General features: G+C 73.1%; 22 protein-coding genes and 4 tRNA genes. 10 read left to right on the forward strand and 16 right to left on the reverse strand.

Going from position 1 to position 20363, the window contains the following annotated elements:
- Nucleotides 1-97: 97 nt before the first annotated feature.
- Nucleotides 98-688, reverse strand: coding sequence for a superoxide dismutase (locus LX15_RS15495; protein WP_253670288.1), 591 nt, complete (start codon nt 686-688; stop codon nt 98-100).
- Nucleotides 689-789: 101 nt separating this feature from the next.
- Here LX15_RS15495 and LX15_RS15500 point away from each other — a divergent pair, with 101 nt between their 5' ends.
- Together LX15_RS15500 and LX15_RS15505 are read left to right on the forward strand one after the other, a co-directional pair.
- Nucleotides 790-1731 (forward strand): DMT family transporter, encoded by a 942-nt coding sequence (locus LX15_RS15500; protein WP_253670289.1) that lies wholly within the window; start codon nt 790-792, stop codon nt 1729-1731.
- Complete coding sequence (locus tag LX15_RS15505; RefSeq protein WP_253670290.1) at nt 1728-2198, forward strand: DUF6328 family protein; 471 nt, start codon at nt 1728-1730, stop codon at nt 2196-2198. The genes LX15_RS15500 and LX15_RS15505 overlap by 4 nt, the downstream gene beginning before the upstream one ends.
- Before the next feature lie 69 nt (nt 2199-2267).
- Here LX15_RS15505 and lysA read toward each other — a convergent pair whose 3' ends face one another.
- The 5 genes from lysA to LX15_RS15530 all read right to left on the reverse strand — a co-directional run bounded on the left by lysA (nt 2268) and on the right by LX15_RS15530 (nt 6903).
- Nucleotides 2268-3602 carry a diaminopimelate decarboxylase gene (lysA, locus tag LX15_RS15510; protein ID WP_253670291.1) on the reverse strand — a complete coding sequence of 445 codons (1335 nt, stop codon included), beginning with the start codon at nt 3600-3602 and terminating at the stop codon, nt 2268-2270.
- A gap of 216 nt (nt 3603-3818) precedes the next feature.
- Nucleotides 3819-3894, reverse strand: a tRNA-Lys gene (locus tag LX15_RS15515).
- Between the two features lie 158 nt (nt 3895-4052).
- A complete protein-coding gene (nfi, locus tag LX15_RS15520; RefSeq protein ID WP_253670292.1) occupies nt 4053-4721 on the reverse strand; it encodes a deoxyribonuclease V in 669 nt (222 codons plus the stop codon).
- A 23-nt stretch (nt 4722-4744) separates the two neighbouring features.
- Nucleotides 4745-5305 carry a suppressor of fused domain protein gene (locus LX15_RS15525; protein ID WP_253670293.1) on the reverse strand — a complete coding sequence of 187 codons (561 nt, stop codon included), beginning with the start codon at nt 5303-5305 and terminating at the stop codon, nt 4745-4747.
- 581 nt (nt 5306-5886) lie between these two features.
- Nucleotides 5887-6903 (reverse strand): DsbA family protein, encoded by a 1017-nt coding sequence (locus LX15_RS15530; RefSeq protein WP_253670294.1) that lies wholly within the window; start codon nt 6901-6903, stop codon nt 5887-5889.
- 114 nt (nt 6904-7017) lie between these two features.
- On the opposite strand from LX15_RS15530, the gene LX15_RS15535 reads away from it, so the two are divergent.
- Nucleotides 7018-7569, forward strand: a complete 552-nt coding sequence (locus LX15_RS15535) for a TetR/AcrR family transcriptional regulator (RefSeq protein ID WP_253670295.1) — start codon at nt 7018-7020, stop codon at nt 7567-7569.
- A gap of 28 nt (nt 7570-7597) precedes the next feature.
- Here the strand turns inward: LX15_RS15535 and ctaD are convergent, their stop codons facing one another.
- Nucleotides 7598-9298, reverse strand: coding sequence for an aa3-type cytochrome oxidase subunit I (gene ctaD / locus LX15_RS15540; protein WP_253670296.1), 1701 nt, complete (start codon nt 9296-9298; stop codon nt 7598-7600).
- Between the two features lie 251 nt (nt 9299-9549).
- On the opposite strand from ctaD, the gene LX15_RS15545 reads away from it, so the two are divergent.
- Together LX15_RS15545 and LX15_RS15550 are read left to right on the forward strand one after the other, a co-directional pair.
- On the forward strand, nt 9550-9993 hold the full coding sequence (locus LX15_RS15545; RefSeq protein ID WP_253670297.1) for a MarR family winged helix-turn-helix transcriptional regulator: 444 nt from the start codon (nt 9550-9552) through the stop codon (nt 9991-9993).
- Nucleotides 9990-10808 carry an SDR family NAD(P)-dependent oxidoreductase gene (locus LX15_RS15550; RefSeq protein WP_253670298.1) on the forward strand — a complete coding sequence of 273 codons (819 nt, stop codon included), beginning with the start codon at nt 9990-9992 and terminating at the stop codon, nt 10806-10808. The genes LX15_RS15545 and LX15_RS15550 overlap by 4 nt, the downstream gene beginning before the upstream one ends.
- 306 nt (nt 10809-11114) lie before the next feature.
- Here LX15_RS15550 and LX15_RS15555 read toward each other — a convergent pair whose 3' ends face one another.
- The 7 genes from LX15_RS15555 to LX15_RS15585 all read right to left on the reverse strand — a co-directional run bounded on the left by LX15_RS15555 (nt 11115) and on the right by LX15_RS15585 (nt 16315).
- Nucleotides 11115-11309: a hypothetical protein gene (locus tag LX15_RS15555; RefSeq protein ID WP_253670299.1), complete on the reverse strand. Its 195-nt coding sequence runs from the start codon at nt 11307-11309 to the stop codon at nt 11115-11117.
- A gap of 47 nt (nt 11310-11356) precedes the next feature.
- Nucleotides 11357-12874: an alpha/beta hydrolase gene (locus LX15_RS15560; protein ID WP_253670300.1), complete on the reverse strand. Its 1518-nt coding sequence runs from the start codon at nt 12872-12874 to the stop codon at nt 11357-11359.
- A 550-nt stretch (nt 12875-13424) separates the two neighbouring features.
- A complete protein-coding gene (locus LX15_RS15565; RefSeq protein ID WP_253670301.1) occupies nt 13425-14075 on the reverse strand; it encodes a UdgX family uracil-DNA binding protein in 651 nt (216 codons plus the stop codon).
- 64 nt (nt 14076-14139) lie between these two features.
- Complete coding sequence (locus LX15_RS15570) at nt 14140-14574, reverse strand: hypothetical protein (protein ID WP_253670302.1); 435 nt, start codon at nt 14572-14574, stop codon at nt 14140-14142.
- 497 nt (nt 14575-15071) lie between these two features.
- Nucleotides 15072-15629, reverse strand: coding sequence for a hypothetical protein (locus LX15_RS15575; RefSeq protein ID WP_253670303.1), 558 nt, complete (start codon nt 15627-15629; stop codon nt 15072-15074).
- The gene (locus LX15_RS15580; protein WP_253670304.1) at nt 15626-15946 is read right to left on the reverse strand and encodes a hypothetical protein; all 321 of its coding nucleotides are present in this window, start codon (nt 15944-15946) and stop codon (nt 15626-15628) included. Before LX15_RS15580 ends, LX15_RS15575 begins: the two co-directional genes overlap by 4 nt.
- Before the next feature lie 39 nt (nt 15947-15985).
- On the reverse strand, nt 15986-16315 hold the full coding sequence (locus tag LX15_RS15585) for a YbaB/EbfC family nucleoid-associated protein (protein ID WP_253670305.1): 330 nt from the start codon (nt 16313-16315) through the stop codon (nt 15986-15988).
- A gap of 105 nt (nt 16316-16420) precedes the next feature.
- Between LX15_RS15585 and LX15_RS15590 the strand changes: the two genes are divergently transcribed.
- Together LX15_RS15590 and LX15_RS15600 are read left to right on the forward strand one after the other, a co-directional pair.
- Nucleotides 16421-16756 carry a hypothetical protein gene (locus LX15_RS15590; protein ID WP_253670306.1) on the forward strand — a complete coding sequence of 112 codons (336 nt, stop codon included), beginning with the start codon at nt 16421-16423 and terminating at the stop codon, nt 16754-16756.
- A gap of 872 nt (nt 16757-17628) precedes the next feature.
- Nucleotides 17629-18273 carry a ScbR family autoregulator-binding transcription factor gene (locus tag LX15_RS15600; protein ID WP_253670308.1) on the forward strand — a complete coding sequence of 215 codons (645 nt, stop codon included), beginning with the start codon at nt 17629-17631 and terminating at the stop codon, nt 18271-18273.
- On the opposite strand, the gene LX15_RS15605 is transcribed toward LX15_RS15600, so the two are convergent.
- Complete coding sequence (locus LX15_RS15605) at nt 18253-19059, reverse strand: SDR family oxidoreductase (protein WP_253670309.1); 807 nt, start codon at nt 19057-19059, stop codon at nt 18253-18255. The genes LX15_RS15600 and LX15_RS15605 overlap by 21 nt on opposite strands.
- A 183-nt stretch (nt 19060-19242) precedes the next feature.
- On the opposite strand from LX15_RS15605, the gene LX15_RS15610 reads away from it, so the two are divergent.
- The 3 genes from LX15_RS15610 to LX15_RS15620 all read left to right on the forward strand — a co-directional run bounded on the left by LX15_RS15610 (nt 19243) and on the right by LX15_RS15620 (nt 19522).
- Nucleotides 19243-19315: transfer RNA gene (locus LX15_RS15610), tRNA-Glu, on the forward strand.
- Nucleotides 19316-19339: 24 nt separating this feature from the next.
- Nucleotides 19340-19416 (forward strand) — tRNA-Asp (locus LX15_RS15615).
- 29 nt (nt 19417-19445) lie between these two features.
- A tRNA-Phe gene (locus LX15_RS15620) sits at nt 19446-19522 on the forward strand.
- A gap of 80 nt (nt 19523-19602) precedes the next feature.
- Here the strand turns inward: LX15_RS15620 and LX15_RS15625 are convergent.
- Nucleotides 19603-19740: a hypothetical protein gene (locus tag LX15_RS15625; protein ID WP_253670310.1), complete on the reverse strand. Its 138-nt coding sequence runs from the start codon at nt 19738-19740 to the stop codon at nt 19603-19605.
- Nucleotides 19741-20363: the final 623 nt, after the last annotated feature.

A 20363-nucleotide genomic window follows, 5' to 3' on the forward strand; every position in this document is an offset into this window, starting at 1 on the left:
CGGGTCGACGGGGAGGGCCGGGCGGTCTTCGGACGATCCGCCCGCGGTCACGCGGACGGTGTGGTGTCAGAACGGTCTGTGTCAGAGAAGGACGGGGTCAGAACGGGACGGTGATGCAGGCGAGGCGGTCACCGGCCTGGCCGGCGTGCCCCGGGTCGGTGTGCGTGTGGTGCTCGTGGATGACCACCGAGCCCGCGTGCCGGTCGGTGAACCGCCAGGGCACGGTCGTCATCGCGAAGCCGTTGCCCTCGCGATCGGTGGTGAAGTCCAGCCAGATCTCGTTGCGGGGGTTGGCGTAGGCCGGGTCGGTCGAGGTCCCCGGCTTGGGGTCCACGACGTTCTGGTAGTGCGGGCCGGCCGCCGCGCCGGTGGCGCCGCACGCGTTGACGTGGGCGTGGGCGCCGTACTCGCGGTGGGGCACCAGGCCCTGGGTGAGCAGCACCACCCGGGTGCCGTTGTTCGGGGCGGGGAAGGCGACGACGGTCGCGCGGGAGCCGGGGCGGGCCAGCTCCTGGTTGTAGGTGATGGCCGTGGCGCCCGGTCGGTAGGGCTCGAACGTCCCTCGGGCGATGACGGCGCTGCCGCCGGCGGCGGTCGCCTCGGTGGAGGCGACGGCGGGGGTGGTGGTCAGGAGGGTGAGCGCAGCGCCCATGCCGAACAGGGCGGCGATGGTGGATTTGCGACGCATGCCCCAATCCTTGGCGCAGGCGCGGGGATCGTGCACGCCCCCCGATCGTGTACCACCCAGAAGGACCACCGGGGATTTCTTCCCCCGCATACGGTGTCGCGGTGCTCGGGAAGAGAGTGACAACAGCCGACCGGACGTGGTTGGTGGCCTGTTCGGCCGCCCTCTGGGGGACGGACGGCCTGCTCCGGAAACCCCTGGCCGACGCCCTGCCGGCCGCCACCGTCGTGTTCTGGGAACACGTGATCGTCCTCGTGCTCCTCCTGCCGTGGCTGCCGGGCGCCCTGCGGGCGCTCCGCCGGTGCTCGGCCAGGGAGTGGTTGGCCGTCCTGGCGATCGGGGCCGGCTCGTCCGCGGCCGCGACCGCCCTGTTCACCGCCGCGTTCCGCGTGGGCGACGCGGTGACGCCGCTGGTGTTGCAGAAGCTCCAGCCGGTCTTCGTCGTGCTGGCCGCCTCCGCCCTGCTCCGCGAGCGGGTGCGGGCGGGCTACCTCGTCTTCGCCGTGCCCGCCCTGGTCGGCGCCTGGTTGCTGACCTTCCCGAACCCGTTCCAGGTGCGTGTGGCCGCCGCGCAGGCGGCCCTGCTCGCCGTGGGCGCGGCCGCGTTGTGGGCGGCCGGCACCGTGCTCGGCCGGTTGGTGAGCCGGTCCCTCAGCCCGCGCGAGGTGACCGTGTCGCGGTTCGCGACGGGCCTGCCGGCAGCCGCCGTCGTGGTGTGGCTCCAGGACGCGCCGGTCGCGGTCGGCTGGGGCAACGCCACCGGGCTGGTGCTGCTCGCGGTGGTGCCGGGCCTGCTCGCGCTGAGCCTGTACTACCTGGGCCTGCGCTCCACGCCGGCGTCCAGGGCCACCCTGGCCGAGCTGGCGTTCCCCGCGACCGCCGCGCTGATCGGCGTCGGCCTGCTCGGCAACCACCTCACGGCCACCCAGTGGCTGGGGTTCGCGCTGGTCGTGGCCATGGTCACCGCGCTGGGGTGGCACGAACGGGTGCGTCGGGTACCCGTCGTCCAGGACCGGACCGGGCGGGAGGAGATGGTGCCGGGGTGAGCGAGCCCGAGGAGGACGACAGCGAACGGCTCGTCCGCAACCTCAACGAGCTGCTCCAGGAGCTGCGGGTGGCGCAGGCGGGCGTGCAGATCCTGTTCGCCTTCCTGCTGGCGGTGGCGTTCACCGAGGTGTTCCGGGACGCCTCCGCCTTCCAGCGGGTTCTGCACCTGGTCACCGTCATGCTGGCCACGGGCGCGGCGGCGCTGCTGATCGCGCCGGCGGCCTGGCACCGGCTGCTGTTCCGCTCGGGACGGCGGGAGCAGATCATCGGGGTGGCGAACCGGTTCGCCACGGCCGGGCTCGCGTTGCTCGCGGCGGCCATGACCGGCGCGGTCGTGTTGGTGGCCGACGTGGTGCTCAGCGGGCCGTGGGCGGTCCTCCTCGGCGCCGTCTCCGGGGTCTTCTACGGGGTCCTGTGGTTCGCCTGGCCGCTGCGGATCAGGTCCGCCCGCGGCCGCCGCCGGTGAGGGGCGCGCCGCCCGGCTCGGGGGACCGGGCGGCGCGGGTTCGCCGGGCGCGGCGGGCGCCCGGCCGGCTCAGCCGACGTCCCGGCGGAGCAGGTCCTCCTCGGTCTCCCTGCGCACCAGGAGCCGGACCGCGCCGTCGTCCACGGCCACCACGGCCGGGCGACCGACGAGGTTGTAGTTCGAGGCGAGCGAGTGGTGGTAGGCCCCGGTGGCCGGGACGGCGAGCAGGTCGCCGGCGTGGACGTCGCCAGGCAACGGGACGTCCCTGGCCAGGACGTCGCCCGCCTCGCAGTGCCGGCCCACCACGGTGACCTCGCGCGTCGGCGCGACCGGGGGCCGTCCGACCAGCCGGGCCAGGTAGCGCGCCCCGTACAGCGCCGGCCTCGGGTTGTCGCTCATCCCGCCGTCGACCGCGACGAACGTGCGGACCGCGTGCTTCACCGCGACCACGCGGTACACCGTCACCCCGGCGGCCGCGACCAGGGCCCTGCCCGGCTCGACCGTCAGGCGGGGCGGTCGGAGCCGGTGCCTCGCGCACTCGTCGTGCACCGCCACGCGCACGCGGTGGGCGAAGCCGGCGAGGTCGAAGGTGTCCTCGCCGGGGAGCTGCGGCACGGCGTGTCCGCCGCCCAGGTTCAGCTCCGGCAGCTCCAGCCCGTGCTCGTCGCGCACGGCCGCGAGGAACCCGACCAGCCGACGCGTGGCCAGTTCGAAGTCGGCGACCCGGCGCAGTTGCGAGCCCAGGTGGGTGTGCAGCCCGACCAGGCGCAGGTTCGGCTGGCGGAGCACGTGGCGGACCGCCTCGGCGGCGGCGCCGGTGCTCAGCGGGAAGCCGAACTTCTGGTCCTCCACGCCAGTCGTGACCGCGACGTGCGTGCCGCCGTCCACGCCCGGCGTCACCCGGACCAGGACGCGTTGGCGGTCCCTGGCGAGCGCGCCGAGCTGCTCCACCTCGTCCAGCGAGTCGACCACGATCCGGCCGACGCCGTGGGCGAACGCGGCCTTGAGGTCCTCGGGTGTCTTGGCGTTGCCGTGCAACAGCATCCGCCAGCCGGGGAAGCCGACCGAGCGGGCCACCGCGATCTCGCCGGCGGAGCACACGTCCAGCGACAGCCCCTCGGCGGCGACCAGCCGGGCCATGGCCCGGCACAGGAACGCCTTGCTGGCGTACGCGATCTCCGCGCCGGGCAGGGCGGCCCGGTACGCGCGGCAGCGCCGGCGCACGTCAGCGAGGTCGATCAGGTGGAGTGGGGTGCCGAACCGGCCGGCCAGCTCGGTGACGCGGACGCCACCGACCAGGAGTTCCCCGTGCTCGTCGACGGTCGTGCCGACGGGCCAGACGTTCTCTTCGAGACGGGCCTGCGCCATTCCGCGCAGGGACGGCAGGATTTCCGCAAGAGTCACCGCGTCCTCCCCGGTGTGGGGTGTGTGCGGGACAAGCACAGCGCCTGGCGGGCCCTCCGATGCCGCTCCGGACACCGTCATGACGACCCGACCGGCCATGTTGACGCCCCGTTGACACCGCCGTGTCCGCCGTCACGGGGCTGGGCGGCGTGGCGTCGGGTTTCGTATGGCTGTGATCTTGACAAGCCGAAGCCCCTGGTCGATGACCAGGGGCTTTGGTGGGCCGCCAGGGGCTCGAACCCTGAACCCGCGGATTAAAAGTCCGCTGCTCTGCCAGTTGAGCTAGCGGCCCGCAGACAAGGCTAGAGGAAGCCGGGCAGGGGGTGGGCACCCTCCCGGGGATTCGACCAAGCGGCCGCCTCCGTTCGGCGGTGCCCAGGAACCGGAATGTCGCACCCGCCGTGCGTCTTCTCGCACCCGCGATCCGCGCGCCGCCCCGGCGGCGGCCGTTCAGCGCGCGAGGGCGGCGCGGCCGAGGTGGTCGGCCTGGCGGGTCGTCTCCGGGAGGCGGTAGCGGGGCGCGAGCCGCAGCACCTGCTCGGTGGCCGTGTCCAGGTCGACGAGATGGCCCACCGAGACGAACACCGGGCGCACCCCGTCCTGGGTGCGCAACGCCCGGCCGACGACCTCGTCGCCGTCGAGCAGCGGCGTCCAGTCGCCCCGCCGCGGTCCGGGCGGCTCGTACCGGCCCAGCGGCGTCTTGGCGACCCCGATGCTCGGCACCCCGGTGAGCACGCCAAGGTGGCAGGCCAGCCCGAACCGGCGCGGGTGGGCGATCCCCTGCCCGTCGACCACCAGCAGGTCCGGGGTGGTCGCGAGCCGTTCCAGGGCGTCCACCAGCGCCGGCAGCTCGCGGAACGCGAACAGCCCCGGCACGTAGGGGAACGTCGCCGTCCCAGGGACGACCGCGCTGTCCACGGGGGACAGCGTCTCGGCGTCCAGCACGGCGACCGCGGCGACGAGGTCGTCGCTGCCGTCGGCGTAGGCGACGTCGAGGCCGGCGACGGTCCGCACCCCGGTCAGCTCGCCGCTCGCGCGGACCCGCGACCGGAGCCGTTCCTGGAGCGCCTCCGCCTCGGCGGCCGAGCAGGGCCAGTCGTGCGTCACGCGCACCCGCATGGCGTCGTCCTCCCCGGACCGAGCTAGATCGAGGAGGAGCGGTAGACGTCGAGCAGGTCGGTCTCCTTGGCCTCCCAGATCTTGCGCACCGCGTCCGCCCCGAACTGCTCGACGTACTTGGCCTCGGCGAACGTGATCGGCACCAACGTGATGATCTGGAGCGCCGGCTCGCCGTAGGCGTCGTGGAAGACGTCGAAGTCGGTGCTCAGGTAGGGGTGGGGTGAGGCGAGCACGCCGTGGATCCTGGTGTCGGGCACCAGCGGCTGGGTGTTCTCCACCGCCTGGTCGAACTCCAGGCCCTGGCCGCTGCGCACGACCATCTCGCAGATCACGTTGACCAGGAAGGCGGCGATCTCCTCCTGGTCGGACTGGAGCGTGCAGACGAACTCCTCCGGCAGCATCGAGTCGACCTGCTGGAAGCAGACCCCGTTGCTGATCACGGAGACCATGTCGTACTCCGGGTGCTCGTACACCGCCAGCGTGTACCCCTGGTTCGGGCCGTGCAGGGTCGGCGACTCCGCGTCCCGGATCCGGCCGAGGTGCCGCTCGATGTGGCCGGAGACCCCGTCGTACCTGTCGGCCATCCGGTTTCTCCCTCGCTCGCGTGTGGTTGTCCCCCGATTCCACCAGGGCGCGACCGGGGCGCGTCCTGGCTCCATCGTCGTCGCAGAAGCATGGCACCTCGCCGGGCGCGGGGACGCGCGTCGGTCGGTCCGAGGGGCGCCGGGCGCGGCGCGCGGCCACCACCCGGTCGGCCGGTCGAACAGCCGTTCGAAGGTTGGTTACCATGGCCTCGGGTCGGCGTCCGTGGGGTGGGGAAGGCCCGACGGGCGCCGGCCCGCGCGTGCGACGCGGTCCCCGGGGCCGGCTGTGGCCCCGGGGACCGTGCGCGAGGACGCCCTCAGTCGTCGTCCTCGTCCTCCTCGTCGTCCAGGTCGAGTTCGTCGAACTCCTCGAGGTCGCCGAGGTCGGCGATCTCCGCTTCCTGGAAGTTCGGGTTGGTCACCCTGTGTCCCCTTCCCGCTCACACGCGGTGATCCCCGCGTGTGGCGCGAGCCTAGGGGCAGCGGCCCGCCACGGCCGAGCACGGATCGGCAACGGGGTGGTGAAGGCTCTTCCGGGCGAACCCCCTGACGAGTGACGGCGCGGGACCGGTCAGACCGGGTCAGACCTCGGCGCGCGCCCTGGCCGCGGCCTCGGCGTACTCGGGTCGGGGCGCGAGGGCGACCGCGACCCGGTAGTGCCGCAGCGCCTCCTCCGACCGCCCGCGCCGTTCCGCGCTCCGGCCCAGCAGGAACCGGGCGTAGTCGTCGGCCGGGTCCTGCGCCACGAGACCCTCCAGGGTGGCGGCGGCCCGGTTGAGCTGGGCGGACGCGAGGTACGCGCGGGCGGCCAGCAGGCGCACCGCCCGGTCGTCGCCGTGCTCGTCGAGCAGGGGGCGCAGCAGCCGCAGCGCGCCGAGCGGGTCGTTGAGGGCGAGCAGCGCCTCGGCCTCCCGGAAGTCGGCCACCGGCCCGGTCACGGCGACGGGCTCCACCGGCTGGCGCAGGAGGTCGAGCAGGGCCTCGACGGGTTGCGCGCCGGCCACGGCCCTGCGCCCGACGACGAACGTCGGCGACGTGGCGACGCCCCTGGCCTTGCCTCGCAACAACGCGGTCCGCACCTGCTCGGCGCCCTCTCCCGCGTCCATGGCCGCCCCGAGGTCGCCCAGGCCGACCTCGTCGGCCAGGGACAGGAGCACGTCGCGGTCGCTGATCACGCGCCGCTCGACGAAGTGCGCGCGCAGCAGGCGCTCGGCGAGCTGGTGCTGCGTTCCCGGCGCGCCGCGCTCGTGCGCGAGGGCGAGGAGCCGGTGGGCGTCGAAGCTGTTGACCCGCCAGGCGGCGCCCCAGGGCGGGCCCAGTCCCTCCGCGAGCGCGATGTCGGCGACGCGTTGCCTGACGGCGGTCGCGGTGGAGCCGCCCCCGCACCGCAGCGCGATCTCCTCAGCCATCGGGGTGTCGAGCACCTCGGCGAGCGGCTCGGGCGTGTCGGGGGCGGTCGGGTCCACCCGGTAGGGCAGCCAGCGCACCTCCACGGGCTCGCCGCCCTCGGCGTGCCACCGCTCCAGGGCGCGGTCCAGGCGGCGCTTCCCGACGTAGGACCACGGGCAGACCATGTCCGCCCACACCACGATGCGCATGCGTGTCACCTCGACTCCTTCTGTCGAAGTCGAACTTTACGACACCTGTCGTCTACACGACAAGCGTCTATTAACTAGGCTGGCGACGTGGCGGTACGAGCTGAGGACCCCCGTGTGCGCCGGACCCGCGCCTCGCTGCGGGCCGCGGCGCTGGAACTCGCGGCGGAACGGGATCTCGACGCGATCGCGGTCGCCGACATCGCCGAGCGGGCCGGGATCAGTCGGGCGACCGTCTACCTGCACTACCGCGACCGCGACGACCTCCTCCTCGACGCCGTCGAGGACGCCGTCCGCGGACTGGCGTCGGCCGCGGCGCGCTGCCCCGCGTTGTCCGACCGGTCGTCGGCCGACGAGCCGCCGCCCGCCGTCGCGGAGCTCTTCGAGCACGTGCGCGCGAACGACGTGCTCTACACGCGCATGCTCGGGCCGAGCGGCAGCGGTCGCTTCGCCGCCCGGCTCAGGGAGGCGATCGCCTCGGAGATCGCCGAACAGCTCGCCGCCGCGCGCCGCTCCGGCGCCCTCGCCGCTGTTCCCCTCACCGTCCGGGCCGACTACCTGAGCGGCGCCCTTCTCGGCGTCATCGCGGGCTGGCTCGCCGCCCGTCCGCGCCCCGGCGTCGCGGAGATCAGCCGCGCGACGTGGGTCCTGCTGCGACTCCCCGGCTGAGCGTCCGCCGCGCCCCGGCCGGGTTCAGTCACTCGGCCTCGTGAACCTTGCGCACCTTCGGGTGCGCCTCCGGTTGCTGGTGGAGGGCCAACGCCGGGTAGTGCAGGTCGAAGGCGGGGCGCTCGGAGCGGATCCGGGGCAGGGCGAGGAAGTTGTGCCGCGGCGGCGGGCAGGAGGTCGCCCACTCCAGTGAGTTGCCGTGTCCCCACGGGTCGTCCACGTCCACCCGCGTGCCGTAGCGGTAGCTCCGGAAGACGTTCCACAGGAAGGGCAGCGTGGCGGCGCCCAGCAGGAACGCCCCGATCGTGGAGATCGTGTTCAGCGGGGTGAAGCCGTCCGTGGGCAGGTAGTCCGCGTACCGGCGGGGCATTCCCTGCGAGCCGAGCCAGTGCTGCACGAGGAACGTGCCGTGGAACCCGAGGAACGTGGTCCAGAAGTGCAGCCGGCCCAGGGGTTCGTCGAGCAGCCGGCCGGTCATCTTGGGGAACCAGAAGTAGATCCCGGCGAAGGTGGCGAAGACGATCGTGCCGAACAGCACGTAGTGGAAGTGGGCGACCACGAAGTACGTGTCGGTGACGTGGAAGTCCAGCGGCGGCGAGGCGAGGATGATCCCGGACAGCCCGCCGAGCAGGAACGTGAGCAGGAAGCCGAGGGAGAACAGCATCGGCGTCTCGAACGTGAGCTGTCCCCGGAACATCGTCAGGGACCAGTTGAAGAACTTGATGCCGGTGGGCACGGCGATGAGGAACGTCGCCATCGAGAAGAACGGCAGCAGCACGGCGCCGGTGGCGAACATGTGGTGTGCCCACACGATCATCGAGAGCGCCGCGATGGCCCACGTGGCCACGACCAGCATCTTGTAGCCGAAGATCGGCTTGCGGCTGAACACCGGGATGACCTCGGTGACGATGCCGAAGAACGGCAACGCGACGATGTAGACCTCGGGGTGGCCGAAGAACCAGAACAGGTGCTGCCACAGGATCGCGCCGCCGTTGGCCGGGTCGAAGGCGTGCGCGCCCAGGTGCCGGTCGGCGAGCAGCGCGAACAGCGCCGCCGTCAGCACCGGGAAGGCCAGCAGCACCATCAGGCTGGTCACCAGGATGTTCCAGGTGAAGATCGGCATCCGGAACATCGTCATGCCGGGCGCGCGTAGGCAGATCACCGTCGTGAACATGTTGACGGCGCCGAGGATCGTGCCCAGTCCGCTCACGATCAGTCCGGCGGCCCACACGTTGCCGCCCATGCCGGGCGAGTGCCGCACGCCGGACAGCGGGGTGTAGGCGAACCAGCCGAAGTCCGCCGCGCCTCCCGGCATGAGGAAGCCGGACACCACCAGGACGCCGCCGAACAGGAAGAGCCAGTAGGACAACGCGTTCAGGCGCGGGAACGCCACGTCCGGCGAGCCGATCTGCAACGGCAGCACGAAGTTGGCGAACCCGAACAGGATCGGGGTCGCGTACAGCAGCAGCATCACGGTGCCGTGCATGGTGAAGAGCTGGTTGTACTGCTCCGTCGAGAGGAACTGGAGCCCGGGTCGGGCCAGCTCGGCCCGCAGCAGCATCGCCATGGCGCCCCCGACGAGGAAGAACGCGAACGCCGTGACGAGGTAGAGCAGCCCGATCCGCTTGGGGTCGGTGGTCCACAGCAGGGCCAGGAGCCGGGACCCCTTCGGGGGACGGTGTTCCCCTTCCGGGCGGATCTCGACGGGGGTGCGCGCCACCGTCGTCATCGCGAACCCCTTCCGTCGAGGTGGTCCGGGGCGCCCGACACGTCGGCGAACCGCTGGTCACCGCTCGTTGGCTGTGTCCTGGCTCACGGGACATCCTCACCCGGGGTGTCGACGGGGGCAACGCGACGGGCCCCGCGTTCGAGGGTCGCCGGCACGTCCTCGTCATCCGTCACGCGCGCGAAAAGGCGTTGCCCCCGGCAAAAGGGTGCGTACTCTTTGAGTAGTCACCTATTTGGGGGGGAGGAACGGGCATGACCGAGGAGAACGAGCGCCTCACGCTGCTGCTGGACCTGCTGTCCACGCGGAACGCGCTGGTGCGCCGGTTCGACGCTGAGCTGGCGTCGTACGGGCTGGGCCTGACCGACTTCGTGATCCTGCTGAGGCTGGCGCGGTCCCCGCGCATCCGCCGGGTCGACCTGGCCGAGCAGGTCGGGCTGTCGCCGTCCGGGGTGACCAGGGCCCTGGTCCCGCTGGAACGGCTCGGCCTGGTCGCCAGGGAACGCGACGAACGGGACGCCCGGCTGGGCCCCGCCGTGCTGACCCCGCTCGGCGAGCGCAGCCTGGCCGAGGCGGCGAAGACGGTCCGCAGGGTCGCGGACGCCGTGCTCGGCGCGGACTGGACCGAGGACGACCTGACCGCGTTCGCCTCGGCGCTCGGGAGGACGCGCTCGGCGGCGGAGGGGAGGACCCCGTGAGGCTGGAGAAGGGGCAGGTCGCGGTGGTCACCGGCGCGGCGAGCGGGATCGGCCGCGCGGTGGCGGCCGCGCTGGTCGGGCGCGGGCTGCACGTCGTGATGGCCGACGTCGAGGAGGGGCCGTTGGCGGAGGCCGCCGCCGAGCTGGGCGACGGCGCGGCGCCCGTGGTCACCGACGTCGCCGACCCCGCCCAGGTCGACCGGCTCGCGGCCACGACGCTGGACCGGTTCGGCCGCGTCGACCTGCTGGTCAACAACGCGGGGGTCGGCGGTGGCGGCGGTCCGGCGTGGACGATCCCCGTCGACGACTGGAACTGGGTCTGGTCGGTCAACGTGGGCGGGGTCGTCAACGGCATCCGCGCCTTCGTGCCGCACATGGTCGCCGCGCGCCGAGGGCACGTGGTGAACGTCGCCTCGCTGTCCGGGCTCACCAGCCCGCCCTTCATGGCCCCGTACAACGCGACCAAGCACGCGGTCGTGACGCTCTCCGAGACGCTGCGCGCGGAGCTGGAGCATCTCGCGCCGAAGGTCGGCGTCACCGTCGTGTGTCCGGCGATGGTCCGCACCCGCATCCTGGAGGCCGACCGGAACCGGCCGGCCGGCCTGGCGGAGCGGCCCGAGCAGCCGGCGTGGCTGGTCGAGGGGATGAGGACGGCGTTCGAGCGGGAGATGCGCTCGGCGATCGAGCCCGAGCGCGCGGCCGAGATCATCCTCGACGCCGTGGCCGAGGACCGCCTGCACGTGCTGACGCACCCCGAGTCGGTGACGCACGTGGAGGCCCGGGTCACCGCGCTTCTGGAGGGCGTGCGCGCCTGACCCGCCCGTGGCCGGTGCGCACACGGACGTGGGGGTGGCGGCTCCGGACTCGCGGGTGCAGCGGTGCCGTGACCGGCGGGCCCACGGACGTGGGGGTGGGCGAGCCCATCCCGGTGAGGGCGGGGAACCGCTGGCGCGGACGCCCGCGCCCCAAGAAGGGTCCACTATGGACTGACCTTCGCGCGCGTGGTGGGCGCGCTCACGCGCCCACCACGCGTTCTCCGACCACGCGTTCTCCGACCACGCGTTCTCCGACCACGCGTTCTCCGACCACGCGCTCGCCGGCCGCCCTCGGCGGGCCGCGGGTCAGCCGTCCAGGTCGTCCAGGTCCGGCTCGACCCCGGGCACCACCCGGTTGCCGTCGTCGGCCAGTTCCGCGGGATCGAGTTCGTCGCGGTCCGTCACGCCGACGAGGCGGTTGCCGTCGTCGGCGAGTTCCTCGGGGTCGTCGGTCGGGGCGGGCTGCTGGAAGGCGGGGTCAAGCGGGGCAGGGCCGAGCATGCTGACCACCTCGCACGAGTCGGGTTCGTCCCGACGCTACAGCGCCGTCAGGACACCGCGCAGGTGGTTCCGGAGGGCGGGAGAGCGCCGTCGACCAGATAGCGCTCCACCGCCGTGTCGACACAGCCGGACAACCCGCCGTAGGCCCCGTGCTCGTCCGCGTCGAGCACCAGCACCGAACTGCCGGGGAGCTGCTCGGCCACCGCCTTCGCACCCACCAGCGGGGTCGCCACGTCGCCGTTGGACCCCAGCACGAGCGCGGGTGGCAGTCCCGGCGCGCGCAACGGCGCGGTGGGCGGGTTTCCCGTCTCGGGCCACCCCAGGCACGTGCGGAACTGGCTCCACACCACGTGTTCCCCGAACCGGGGCGCCTGCGCCGCCACCCGTTGGGCCAGCTCGCTGATGCGTTCCCGGTCGCGGAACGGCGGCGGTCGGTCGGCGCACACCACGGCGGCCTGGAGCCCGTCCTGGTCATAGGCCGGGTCCGGGGCGGGGAGGACCACGGAGGTCGGCGCGGACGAGGCCGTGGCCGACGGGCTCTCGGCCGGGTCGACGAACGCCGAGGCGTCGCCCTCGACGGCCAGTCGGACCGACGCGGCCAGCGCCGGCCAGTTCCCCGACGTGTAGAGCATGCGGTAGGCGGCGGCCAGCAGCGCCTCGTCGTCGGCGCCCTGTCCGGTCGACGACGGGATCGGCGACCGCTTCGCCCTCGCCACCAGCTCGTCCCACACCGCCCCGACGTCCTGTCCGTGCAGGGCGCAGTCGGGAGTCCGCGCGCACCACGTGGCGAAGTCCCGGAAGACCTCGTCGAGCATGGCCGCCTCCCTGGCCACGGCGGCGTCCAGCGGCGTCGTCCTGTCCACCACGCCGTCGAGCACCATCGCCCGCACGTGGCCGGGCGCCAGCTCCGCGTAGCTGGCCGCGAGCAGCGTGCCGTAGGAGGTGCCGTACAGGCTCACCTTGTCCTCGCCCAGCGCCCGCCGCACCAACTCCATGTCCCGTGCGCTGGACCCGGTGTCCAGGTGCCGCAACAGGTCGCCCGTCCGCTCGGCGCAGCCCTTGGCGTACCGCTCGTTCGCGGAGCGGATCCGCTCGAACTCCTCGGCGTCGTCGGGCACCACGTCCGTCGGTTCCGCGCGCGGACACCGCACGGCGGTCGACGCCGCGACCCCTCTCGGGTCGAAGCCCACGAGGTCGAAGTGCTGTCGCAGGGCCGGTGTGAACCGTTCGGGCTCCATCGACACCATCTGCGCGCCCGACTCGCCGGGGCCGCCCGGCGCGACCAACAGCACTCCCCTGCGCTGGTTGGCATCGGACGCGCGCCGCCTGGCCAGGGCGATGGTGATGCGTTCCCCGTCAGGGCGCGCGTGGTCAAGGGGGACGTCGACCTTGCCGCACTCCGCCCCGTCACCACAGGGCGTCCACGCGACCGAGCGCACGACGGGTTCGGGCGTGGAGGGGAGGGGATCGGGTGTGGGGGCGGAGGTGCACCCGGTCAGCGCGAGAAGGCCAGCGCTGATCATCGTGATCGCCCGCCACAGGACACCGCGTGTCTGGCCTCCCATGGCTCCGGACGGTACTTGCTCACTGAAGGTGATAGATCACATGAGGGGGAGGAGCCCACCCGGCACATGCCTTGCCGCGCATGCGGACCAAGGCCTGCGGTCAACCACGAGGCCTGCGGCCAACCACGAGCCGTGCGGCCAACCACGAGGCCTGGTCTCACCCCGCCGGCATGTTCCCCACAGGCGGGCCGTCTACTGCCACCGCCCGCTGACCCGCGCCCGCCTCGGCTCCAACACCGGTGCACCACCTCCGTGCACTACAGGCTTCAGCCCCGGGGGAACCCCCACTTCAAACGTCGCACGGAGGTCTGACAGAAACCGGGCCCTGGACGTCGCCCGGTAGAGGGGAGAACGGCGGAAACCGTCGAAAGAGTGGTCTTCCAGGCCGCGTCCTCGCCTCGCCACGGCCAAAAGGTGATCACCTGTCGTACCCCGAAGATCCCCACGACCGCGGCCTGGCACGACGAGAAGAGGAGGACCACTTCCCGTGGAGGCGCGGGGAAATCCGAGGATGGCGAGAGGCGCGACCGGCCGGCTGACGAACGTCCGCTCAGGTCGCGAGAACCTCGGCGACCACGCGGAGGTCGGCGACGAAGGCGGCGTACGCGGCGTCCCGGTCGTCGGCGCGCAGCACCGACGAGGGGTGCACGGTCGCGACCGCGACGCCCTCGACCCCCTCGATCTCCGGCAGGGGGAACACCGTGCCCCGCCGGTCGCCCACCCGGAACGACGCGCCGTAGAGCGCCTTGCCCGCCGTGGCGCCGAGGAGCACCACGACCTCGGGGCGGATCAGGCGCAACTCCGCGAGCAGCCACGGCTTGCAGGCCGAGACCTCGGCCGCGCTGGGCTGCTTGTGCAGCCGGCGCTTGCCCCGTTCCGGGGGCACGAACTTGAAGTGCTTGACCGCGTTCGTCAGGTACGTCCGCTCGCGCGGGATGCCCGCCTCGGCCAGCGCGCGGTCGAGCAACCGCCCCGCGGGGCCGACGAACGGCTCGCCGGCGACGTCCTCGCGGTCACCCGGCTGCTCACCGAGGAGCAGGGCGCGGGCGTCCGGTGCGCCGTCGCCGAAGACGGTCTGCGTCGCGTTGCGGTAGAGGTCGCATCCCCGGCAGCCCGCGGCGGCGCCGCGGAGCTGGTCGAGGTCGTCGACGTCAGGGGGCAGGAAGTCGGCCGCGCTGCGCCGCTGTCCTCGGGTCGCCACCGACTCGGGGTACCCGGCGCGGCGGCGCGGCAAGCCCCGACGCCGCTACAGGCGCCAGACGCCGCTACAGGCGCCAGTCGTGGCGGGCGGTCTCCCACTCCGACTCGTCGCCGGGCTCGGTCGCCTCCGCCGCGGGCTCGCCGACCGGCCGCAGGTTCGGGTAGGTCTTCCACGCCGCGCGCGGCTCGTGCGTCTCCTGCTCCAGCCGCTGCATGATCCACTCGGTGGCCAGCGCGAGCGGCGAGCTCTCCCGCTCCTCGGCGAGCTGCCGCAGTCGCTCGTTGGCCTTGAGCGACAGGCGGAGCTGGTACACCTGGGCGTTACCGAAACGACGCCCGGAGCCGGTGGTCTCCACCTCGGACTCGGGGGCCAACGCGGCCAGGTACGAGTCCAGGTCCCGGTCCGGCTCGCCGCCCGCGACCTCGGCGGACTCCGGCTGGTGGTGGCGTCCGGCCTTGGCCTTGGCGGCTCTGCCGATCTTGGTCAGTCCTAGGGGCACGGCGGCAACGATAACGGTTCGGTTGCGACGCGCCAGTCCCCTGTGTCCTGCGCCACGTCCCCGGCGGGCCACGCCGGTCGTCGATCCCAGCCGCCGATCCGGCCGTCGATCCGGTTGTCGTCCTGGCGCGGCGGTGGCGGCGTCGTGACCGGCTCCAGAAACGGAGAGGCCCCCGCGCCAGGGGGAGGAACGCGGGGGCCGGAGGGGATCTCCACAGGTGCTGACCGGGGGTGTGTCAGCGAGGGGATTGTGACACGCGGCCCGGGGCTTGGGGAGTGACATGGACCAAATTGCTCGCGGAAATCGTCTTCCGGGCAACTTCTCGCAGCCCCGGATCATCCCGCCGAGGGTCCTCGCCCGCGGCGCGGCCCCACTCGGCGTCCACATCGGACCACGACGCGGTCCACTGTGGAGTGCCGCTCTCCGTTGTCGCCGGTGACGGCGACCGGCCTCGACGCGCTGCTGTCGGATCGATCGCCGTCGAGGTTCCCCCCGGGCTACGCCAGGCCGTCCAGGACGGCGCCGAGCTGGCCGACCTCGGTCACGGCCCGCTCGCACACCGTGATCACGTCGTTCACGGCGAGGTTCACCCGCTCCGCCGCCTCCACGAAGTGCGGGTGGGACGGGCCGCCGCCCAGCACGACGTCGCAGGCGGGGTCCGCGCCCCGCGCGCTCGACGTCGAGGCCGCCCCCGCGTCGCGGGCGAGCGCGTCGAGGCGGTCGGCGATCGCCTGGCCGGCCCTGCCCGTGGCGTCGGTGCGGTCATGCGTGGCGCGCAGGTGGCTCACCGCGCCCTCGCCGGCGCGGCCGAACGCGTCCGCCGCCTCGCCCCGCCACCCCTGCCGGGCGGCCGCGACCGCCCTGGCCACGATGTCCGCCGCCTGGCCCACCAGCTCGGCCGCCTCGAACACCGCGCGCGTCCTGGCGCGGACGGCCTCCGGCTCGCAGTCCACGTGCTGGAGCGCCTCGACCGGGTTCGCGCTGTGGATCCGGTCGGACGCCATCCGCAGCTTGTCGACGCCCCGGGCGGCGTCGTCGAGCGCAGGGTGCCTCACCGCGAACCTCCCTCAACCGCGCCGACGGTCTCGCTGTTGTCCCGCTCGGCGTCCTCGTACTCGCGCCGCGAGTCGTCCAGACCCGCGCGCAGGTCGCGCAGCATCGCGATCGCCTCGACCACCTCGCGTTGCCGGGCGTCCACCGCGGCGTTCCACTTCGCGCCGAGAGCCACGCCCTCGTCGGAGGCCCCGAACGCGCTCGGGTCGCCGTGCGCGTCGGCCAGGGCGCGCCGCGCGGCCTCCAGCCGCCCGATCGCCCCGTCGATGTCACTGGCCGCGCGCCCGAGGTTCTCGGGACTCGTCTCGAAGCCGGGCATGGCCCTCCTCCACGTCGTCGTTCCGCCGGTCGCCCCGGCTCAGGCCGGAGCGCCGCCGTCGGTCGGGGTGCCCAGGTGGTATTCGCTGCGCTCGGCCAGCAGGCGCCGCGCGTCCCGCTGCGCCCGCCTCGCCGCGCGCAGCACGGCGTCGGCCAGCACGGCGGGGGCCACGCGGTCCACGAGGGCCGCGTTCACCGCCACCTCCACGACCTCGCCGGACGGCGACACCCCGATCTCCACCAGGTCCCCGTCGTCCCTGGCGGTCACCACCCGGTCGGCCAGGTCGTGACGCAGCGCGAACAGCCCGTCGTCCACCCGGGCCGCCCTGGCCCTGAGCGCGGCGAAGCCGCTCCTAGTGCCCTCGGCCACGCCGCCTCCTCCCCGCCCCGGTCAGCGTGCCCTCCGACGGCCGTCACCCCCTCGTGGTTCCCCGTTCGGGGGAACCTGTGCCGAGGTCGACACGTCGCAGCGACCATGGGCGGCGGGAACCGGGGCGGCGGGCAGTGGGTGCGGGTCCGCGCGACCGACGCGCCGCTCGCGCGGGGGCCGCGCCTCCCGGTCCCGGCCCGTTGGGTGCGGACGGGCCACGCCCCTCCCGTCCCCGTGCCCCCGCCGACACCGGCGTTCCCGTCCGCCCCGTCGCCGCGCGTGGCCGCCGCCGTCCCCGGCGCCGGTGTGCCCGTGGTCGCGTCCCTCCGGCTGGTCGCGGAGCCGGCCGAATGGGCGGAGGAGGACGACGAGGAGATCGGCGGCTGGCTGGAGCCGTCGTTTGACGTTTCCAACCCCTGGGTAGGTAGGCGACGGCGCTGACGGACCCGGTCAGTTCTCCGTCGCGGTCGAGCCACCCGACGACAGCGTCCACAAGGGACGCCGAGCGGCCTGCGCGAGCCACGCGTGCGACTACTCACGGTCGTCGCGGAATCACACTGCGGGGGGCTGCGGGGGTCCGGGCCGGTAGATAGCTTGTGCCCGAAGTCGAAGTCGGGGAGGCGTCGTGAGCGGGTCGCTGGACGTGCGGAAGTTCTTGTGGCAACAGGAAGAGTCGGTCTCCCGCCCTGGGCCGACAGTGCCGACACAACGCTCGGGTGAACCATCCCGGATCTCAGCCGAACAGGTGCACCGCGCCCGGATGGCGGTCGCGCGGGGCGCGCTCGACGCGGCCGACTGCCGCATGCTGCTGGAGATGCTCGGACTCGTGCCGGACGCGGAGGGGATCCCGCCCGTCCGGCGGTGACCGCACGTCGCCGACGGGCGCGGCCGAGGCAACCCGACGACGGCCGCGGTGGTCGGCGCCGACGCGCCGGAGGAGGTGGGGGTGGCGTCGACCTCCGGGACCGGAGGGCCACGCCCCCCACCTCACCCCGCTCGACGAGGCGACCCCGACGCCGGACACCTCGCCTGTGCGACGCGTGGAGGCGCACACCCCCCGGGGGCGCGCCTGCGCGAACACGGCACGTCAGAAACATACCGACCGGTCGCCTTCCGCGGCAACGGCGCCAGATGTCACGGCGTGTCATCGCGCCGTCATCCGGCTTTACGACGTTGTGGTGAGTGTGTGCGTCCATCGGGGACAAGCGGTAACTTCACGTACCGATGGTGATCATGGGTGGGGCGGGACCTCCCCCGCCGTGGAGTCACCCCGTGGATTCCGTTCCCGATCGCGTCGACGAGCCGGAGCCGCCATGCCGCAGCAGCACCGGGCCCACGCCACCCGACAGGCCATCCTCTCGGCCGCCGCCGAGGAGTTCGACCGAGCGGGTTACGCGGCCACCCCGTTGAGCGCGATCCTGCGCCGCAGCGGCGTCACCAAGGGCGCCTTCTACTTCCACTTTCCCTCGAAGGAGTCACTGGCCACGGCGCTCGTGCGTGCGCAGGAGGCGGTGTGGCCGGAGCTGTACCAACGCTGGGTGGAGCAGGGGGTCGACCCGCTCCGCATGCTCGTCGGCCTGGTGGACGACCTCGCCAGGGCGATCGCCACCGACACCGTGGTCCGCGCGGGATTACGGCTGTCCTGCGAGAGCGGGCTGATCGACAACGACCTGCCGTCGCCCTACCCCCTGTGGGAGCGGGTGCTGTTCGAGCTGTTCGACCAGGCCGGGGCCGGCGGGCTGCTGCGGGACGGCGTGAACCCCGCCGTCGCCGCCCGCGTCGTCAACGCGGCCCTGGTCGGCGCGCGGATCATCTCCTGCTCGTTGAACCGCTGCACCGACGTGACCCAGCGGACCCGCGAGCTGTGGCCCCTCGTGCTGCGGGGGATCGCCACGGACGTGTGGTTCGAGGGCTGGGTGGGGGAGTCGCGCGCCAGCTCACCGCTGTACGCGCAGTGACCAACCCCCGTCGTGGTCGAGGATCCGGCCGGTCATCCACGCCACCGCGTCGCTGACGAGCCAACCGACGAGGTCCGCGACGTCGTCGGGTCGGCCCCACCGCCCGAACGGCATCCGCTCCCTCACCCACTGGTAGGTCGCCTCGTCGGCGTACCCGGTGTCGACCGGTCCAGGGTTGACGCAGTTGACCGTGACGCCTCGCGGGGCGAACTCGGCCGCCAGGCTCAGGGTGAGCTGGTGCAGCGCGCCCTTGCTCACCGCGTACGGCAGTTCGCCGGGCATGGGGTCGAGATGTTGGCCGGACGTGAACCACACGACGCGGCCGCCGGGGCGGGAGTGGTCGCGCACCTCGGCGTAGCGCCGGGCGAGCAACAGCGTCCCCCGGACGTTCACCGCCCAGCAGGCGTCCAGTTCGGCCACGGTCAACCCGGCCAGGTCCTGGAGGCTCGACCGGGCGTGGGTGGCGACGAGGACGTCGATCGCGCCGAACGCCGCGACCGCGGCGTCCACGGCCGCCGCCGGCTCCGTCGGGTCGCCGAGGTCCCCGGACCGGCCGACCACCCGGCCGGCGCCCTTCGGCAGCTCGGAGCGGAGGTGACCGAGAACACCTTCCGCACCCAGCGGGTCCTCGCCCCAGGGCTGCTCGGCGTCGTGCGGGGCCCACGAGTGGGCGAGGACGTCGGCTCCCCACGCCGCCAACCTGCGGGTTAGGGCGTACGCGATGCCGATCCGGCGGCTGACCCCGGTCACCAGCGCCACCCGTCCGCGCAGCGGGAACTGCTCCATGGACCGAGCCTCCTCGATCGGCCCTGGAGTGGCAACACAGTTCCTGACCTGCGGGAACGCCCGTGGCGGCCGGGGTGCCCACCCCCCGTTTTGGTGTTTGGCGGGATCGTGTTCTAAGCTTTCGATGCTTCCAACGGGCAGCCGTTGGAGGGAGTGACCGGAGCGGGACGCCGCGAGGGTCAAGCCCCCATCGTCTAGCGGCCTAGGACTCCGCCCTTTCAAGGCGGCAGCGCGGGTTCGAATCCCGTTGGGGGCACGCACTACAATAGAAATGCCACGAGGCCCCGTGGCGCAGTTGGTTAGCGCGCCGCCCTGTCACGGCGGAGGTCGCGGGTTCAAGTCCCGTCGGGGTCGCCACAGCGATCGGCCAGGAGGCCGGCCGCCCAGGCCAGGTAGCTCAGTTGGTACGAGCGTCCGCCTGAAAAGCGGAAGGTCGGCGGTTCGACCCCGCCCCTGGCCACCACATTCTCTGAGCAGCAAGAGCACCGAGGGCCGCCCATGTCTGGGCGGCCCTTCGTCGTGTCCGGGGTCTCAGTTCGGGTCTCAGTTGCCCCCGCCCCACAGGAAGTTCCCGAGCCGTCGGGCGATCTCCCAGTGGATGGCGGCGATCAGGTGTTGGTAGCGCTTGGCCATGGCACTGTTCGACCAGCCAGTGATCACCATCACAGCCCGCTCGGGCACGCCGAGCAGGAGCAGGATCGTCGCGCCGGTGTGTCGAGTACGGGCTTGAGGGTGTGCTCCACCGGAGCTGGTGACCTTGTGGCGGGCTTCTGGGTGTTGAGAAGCGCCCCACAGGCGCGTTCTTGCTCGTGTCGGATGTCCGGGGTGGCGGCTTGGGAACCTGGAGTGCTGGGCGGCGCGCGTCGGGAGGTTCCGAACTTCCTCGTCGGCGCGTCCTGTTCTCGGTAGCCTCAACGCCGTGCTCACCCTGTGGGTGGCCACGAAGTCCTGCCGGTCAGGCAGGGCGCAGCACTGGCCCTTTGGGGCCGGTGAGGATCGCAACGTGCACCGGGACGGATGCCCAGCGGTGCCCGCCGAGCAGCACCGGCCCTTCAGAGTCAATGAGGATCGCAACGACGCGCGGACGTGCGCGCCGACGGGGGGCCTCGGCGGCAGCCCCGGTCCCTGAGGGCCGATGAGGATCGCAACCAGGACACACGGCAGGCCCACCAACTCCATCTCGACGGCAGCACTGGCCCTTTGGGGCCGGTGAGGATCGCAACTCCCGTGCTGGTCTTGAGGAGGGCTGCGACATCGGGGATAGCTTGTGACGCACTGAACTCAGAGCTCCCCGACCCCGAAGA

Origin of the sequence: Streptoalloteichus tenebrarius, assembly GCF_024171885.1 — a bacterium.
Classification (GTDB): domain Bacteria; phylum Actinomycetota; class Actinomycetes; order Mycobacteriales; family Pseudonocardiaceae; genus Streptoalloteichus; species Streptoalloteichus tenebrarius.

Excerpts from the sequence above, each read along its gene's own strand:
- LX15_RS15495 (WP_253670288.1), bottom strand. The coding sequence starts at position 688 with ATGCGTCGCAAATCCACCATCGCCGCCCTGTTCGGCATGGGCGCTGCG.
- nfi (WP_253670292.1), bottom strand. The coding sequence starts at position 4,721 with ATGCGGGTGCGCGTGACGCACGACTGGCCCTGCTCGGCCGCCGAGGCG.
- LX15_RS15525 (WP_253670293.1), bottom strand. The coding sequence starts at position 5,305 with ATGGCCGACAGGTACGACGGGGTCTCCGGCCACATCGAGCGGCACCTC.
- LX15_RS15530 (WP_253670294.1), bottom strand. The coding sequence starts at position 6,903 with ATGCGCATCGTGGTGTGGGCGGACATGGTCTGCCCGTGGTCCTACGTC.
- ctaD (WP_253670296.1), bottom strand. The coding sequence starts at position 9,298 with ATGACGACGGTGGCGCGCACCCCCGTCGAGATCCGCCCGGAAGGGGAA.
- LX15_RS15545 (WP_253670297.1), top strand. The coding sequence starts at position 9,550 with ATGACCGAGGAGAACGAGCGCCTCACGCTGCTGCTGGACCTGCTGTCC.
- LX15_RS15555 (WP_253670299.1), bottom strand. The coding sequence starts at position 11,309 with ATGCTCGGCCCTGCCCCGCTTGACCCCGCCTTCCAGCAGCCCGCCCCG.
- LX15_RS15560 (WP_253670300.1), bottom strand. The coding sequence starts at position 12,874 with ATGGGAGGCCAGACACGCGGTGTCCTGTGGCGGGCGATCACGATGATC.
- LX15_RS15580 (WP_253670304.1), bottom strand. The coding sequence starts at position 15,946 with ATGCCCGGCTTCGAGACGAGTCCCGAGAACCTCGGGCGCGCGGCCAGT.
- LX15_RS15590 (WP_253670306.1), top strand. The coding sequence starts at position 16,421 with ATGGGCGGCGGGAACCGGGGCGGCGGGCAGTGGGTGCGGGTCCGCGCG.
- LX15_RS15600 (WP_253670308.1), top strand. The coding sequence starts at position 17,629 with ATGCCGCAGCAGCACCGGGCCCACGCCACCCGACAGGCCATCCTCTCG.
- LX15_RS15605 (WP_253670309.1), bottom strand. The coding sequence starts at position 19,059 with ATGGAGCAGTTCCCGCTGCGCGGACGGGTGGCGCTGGTGACCGGGGTC.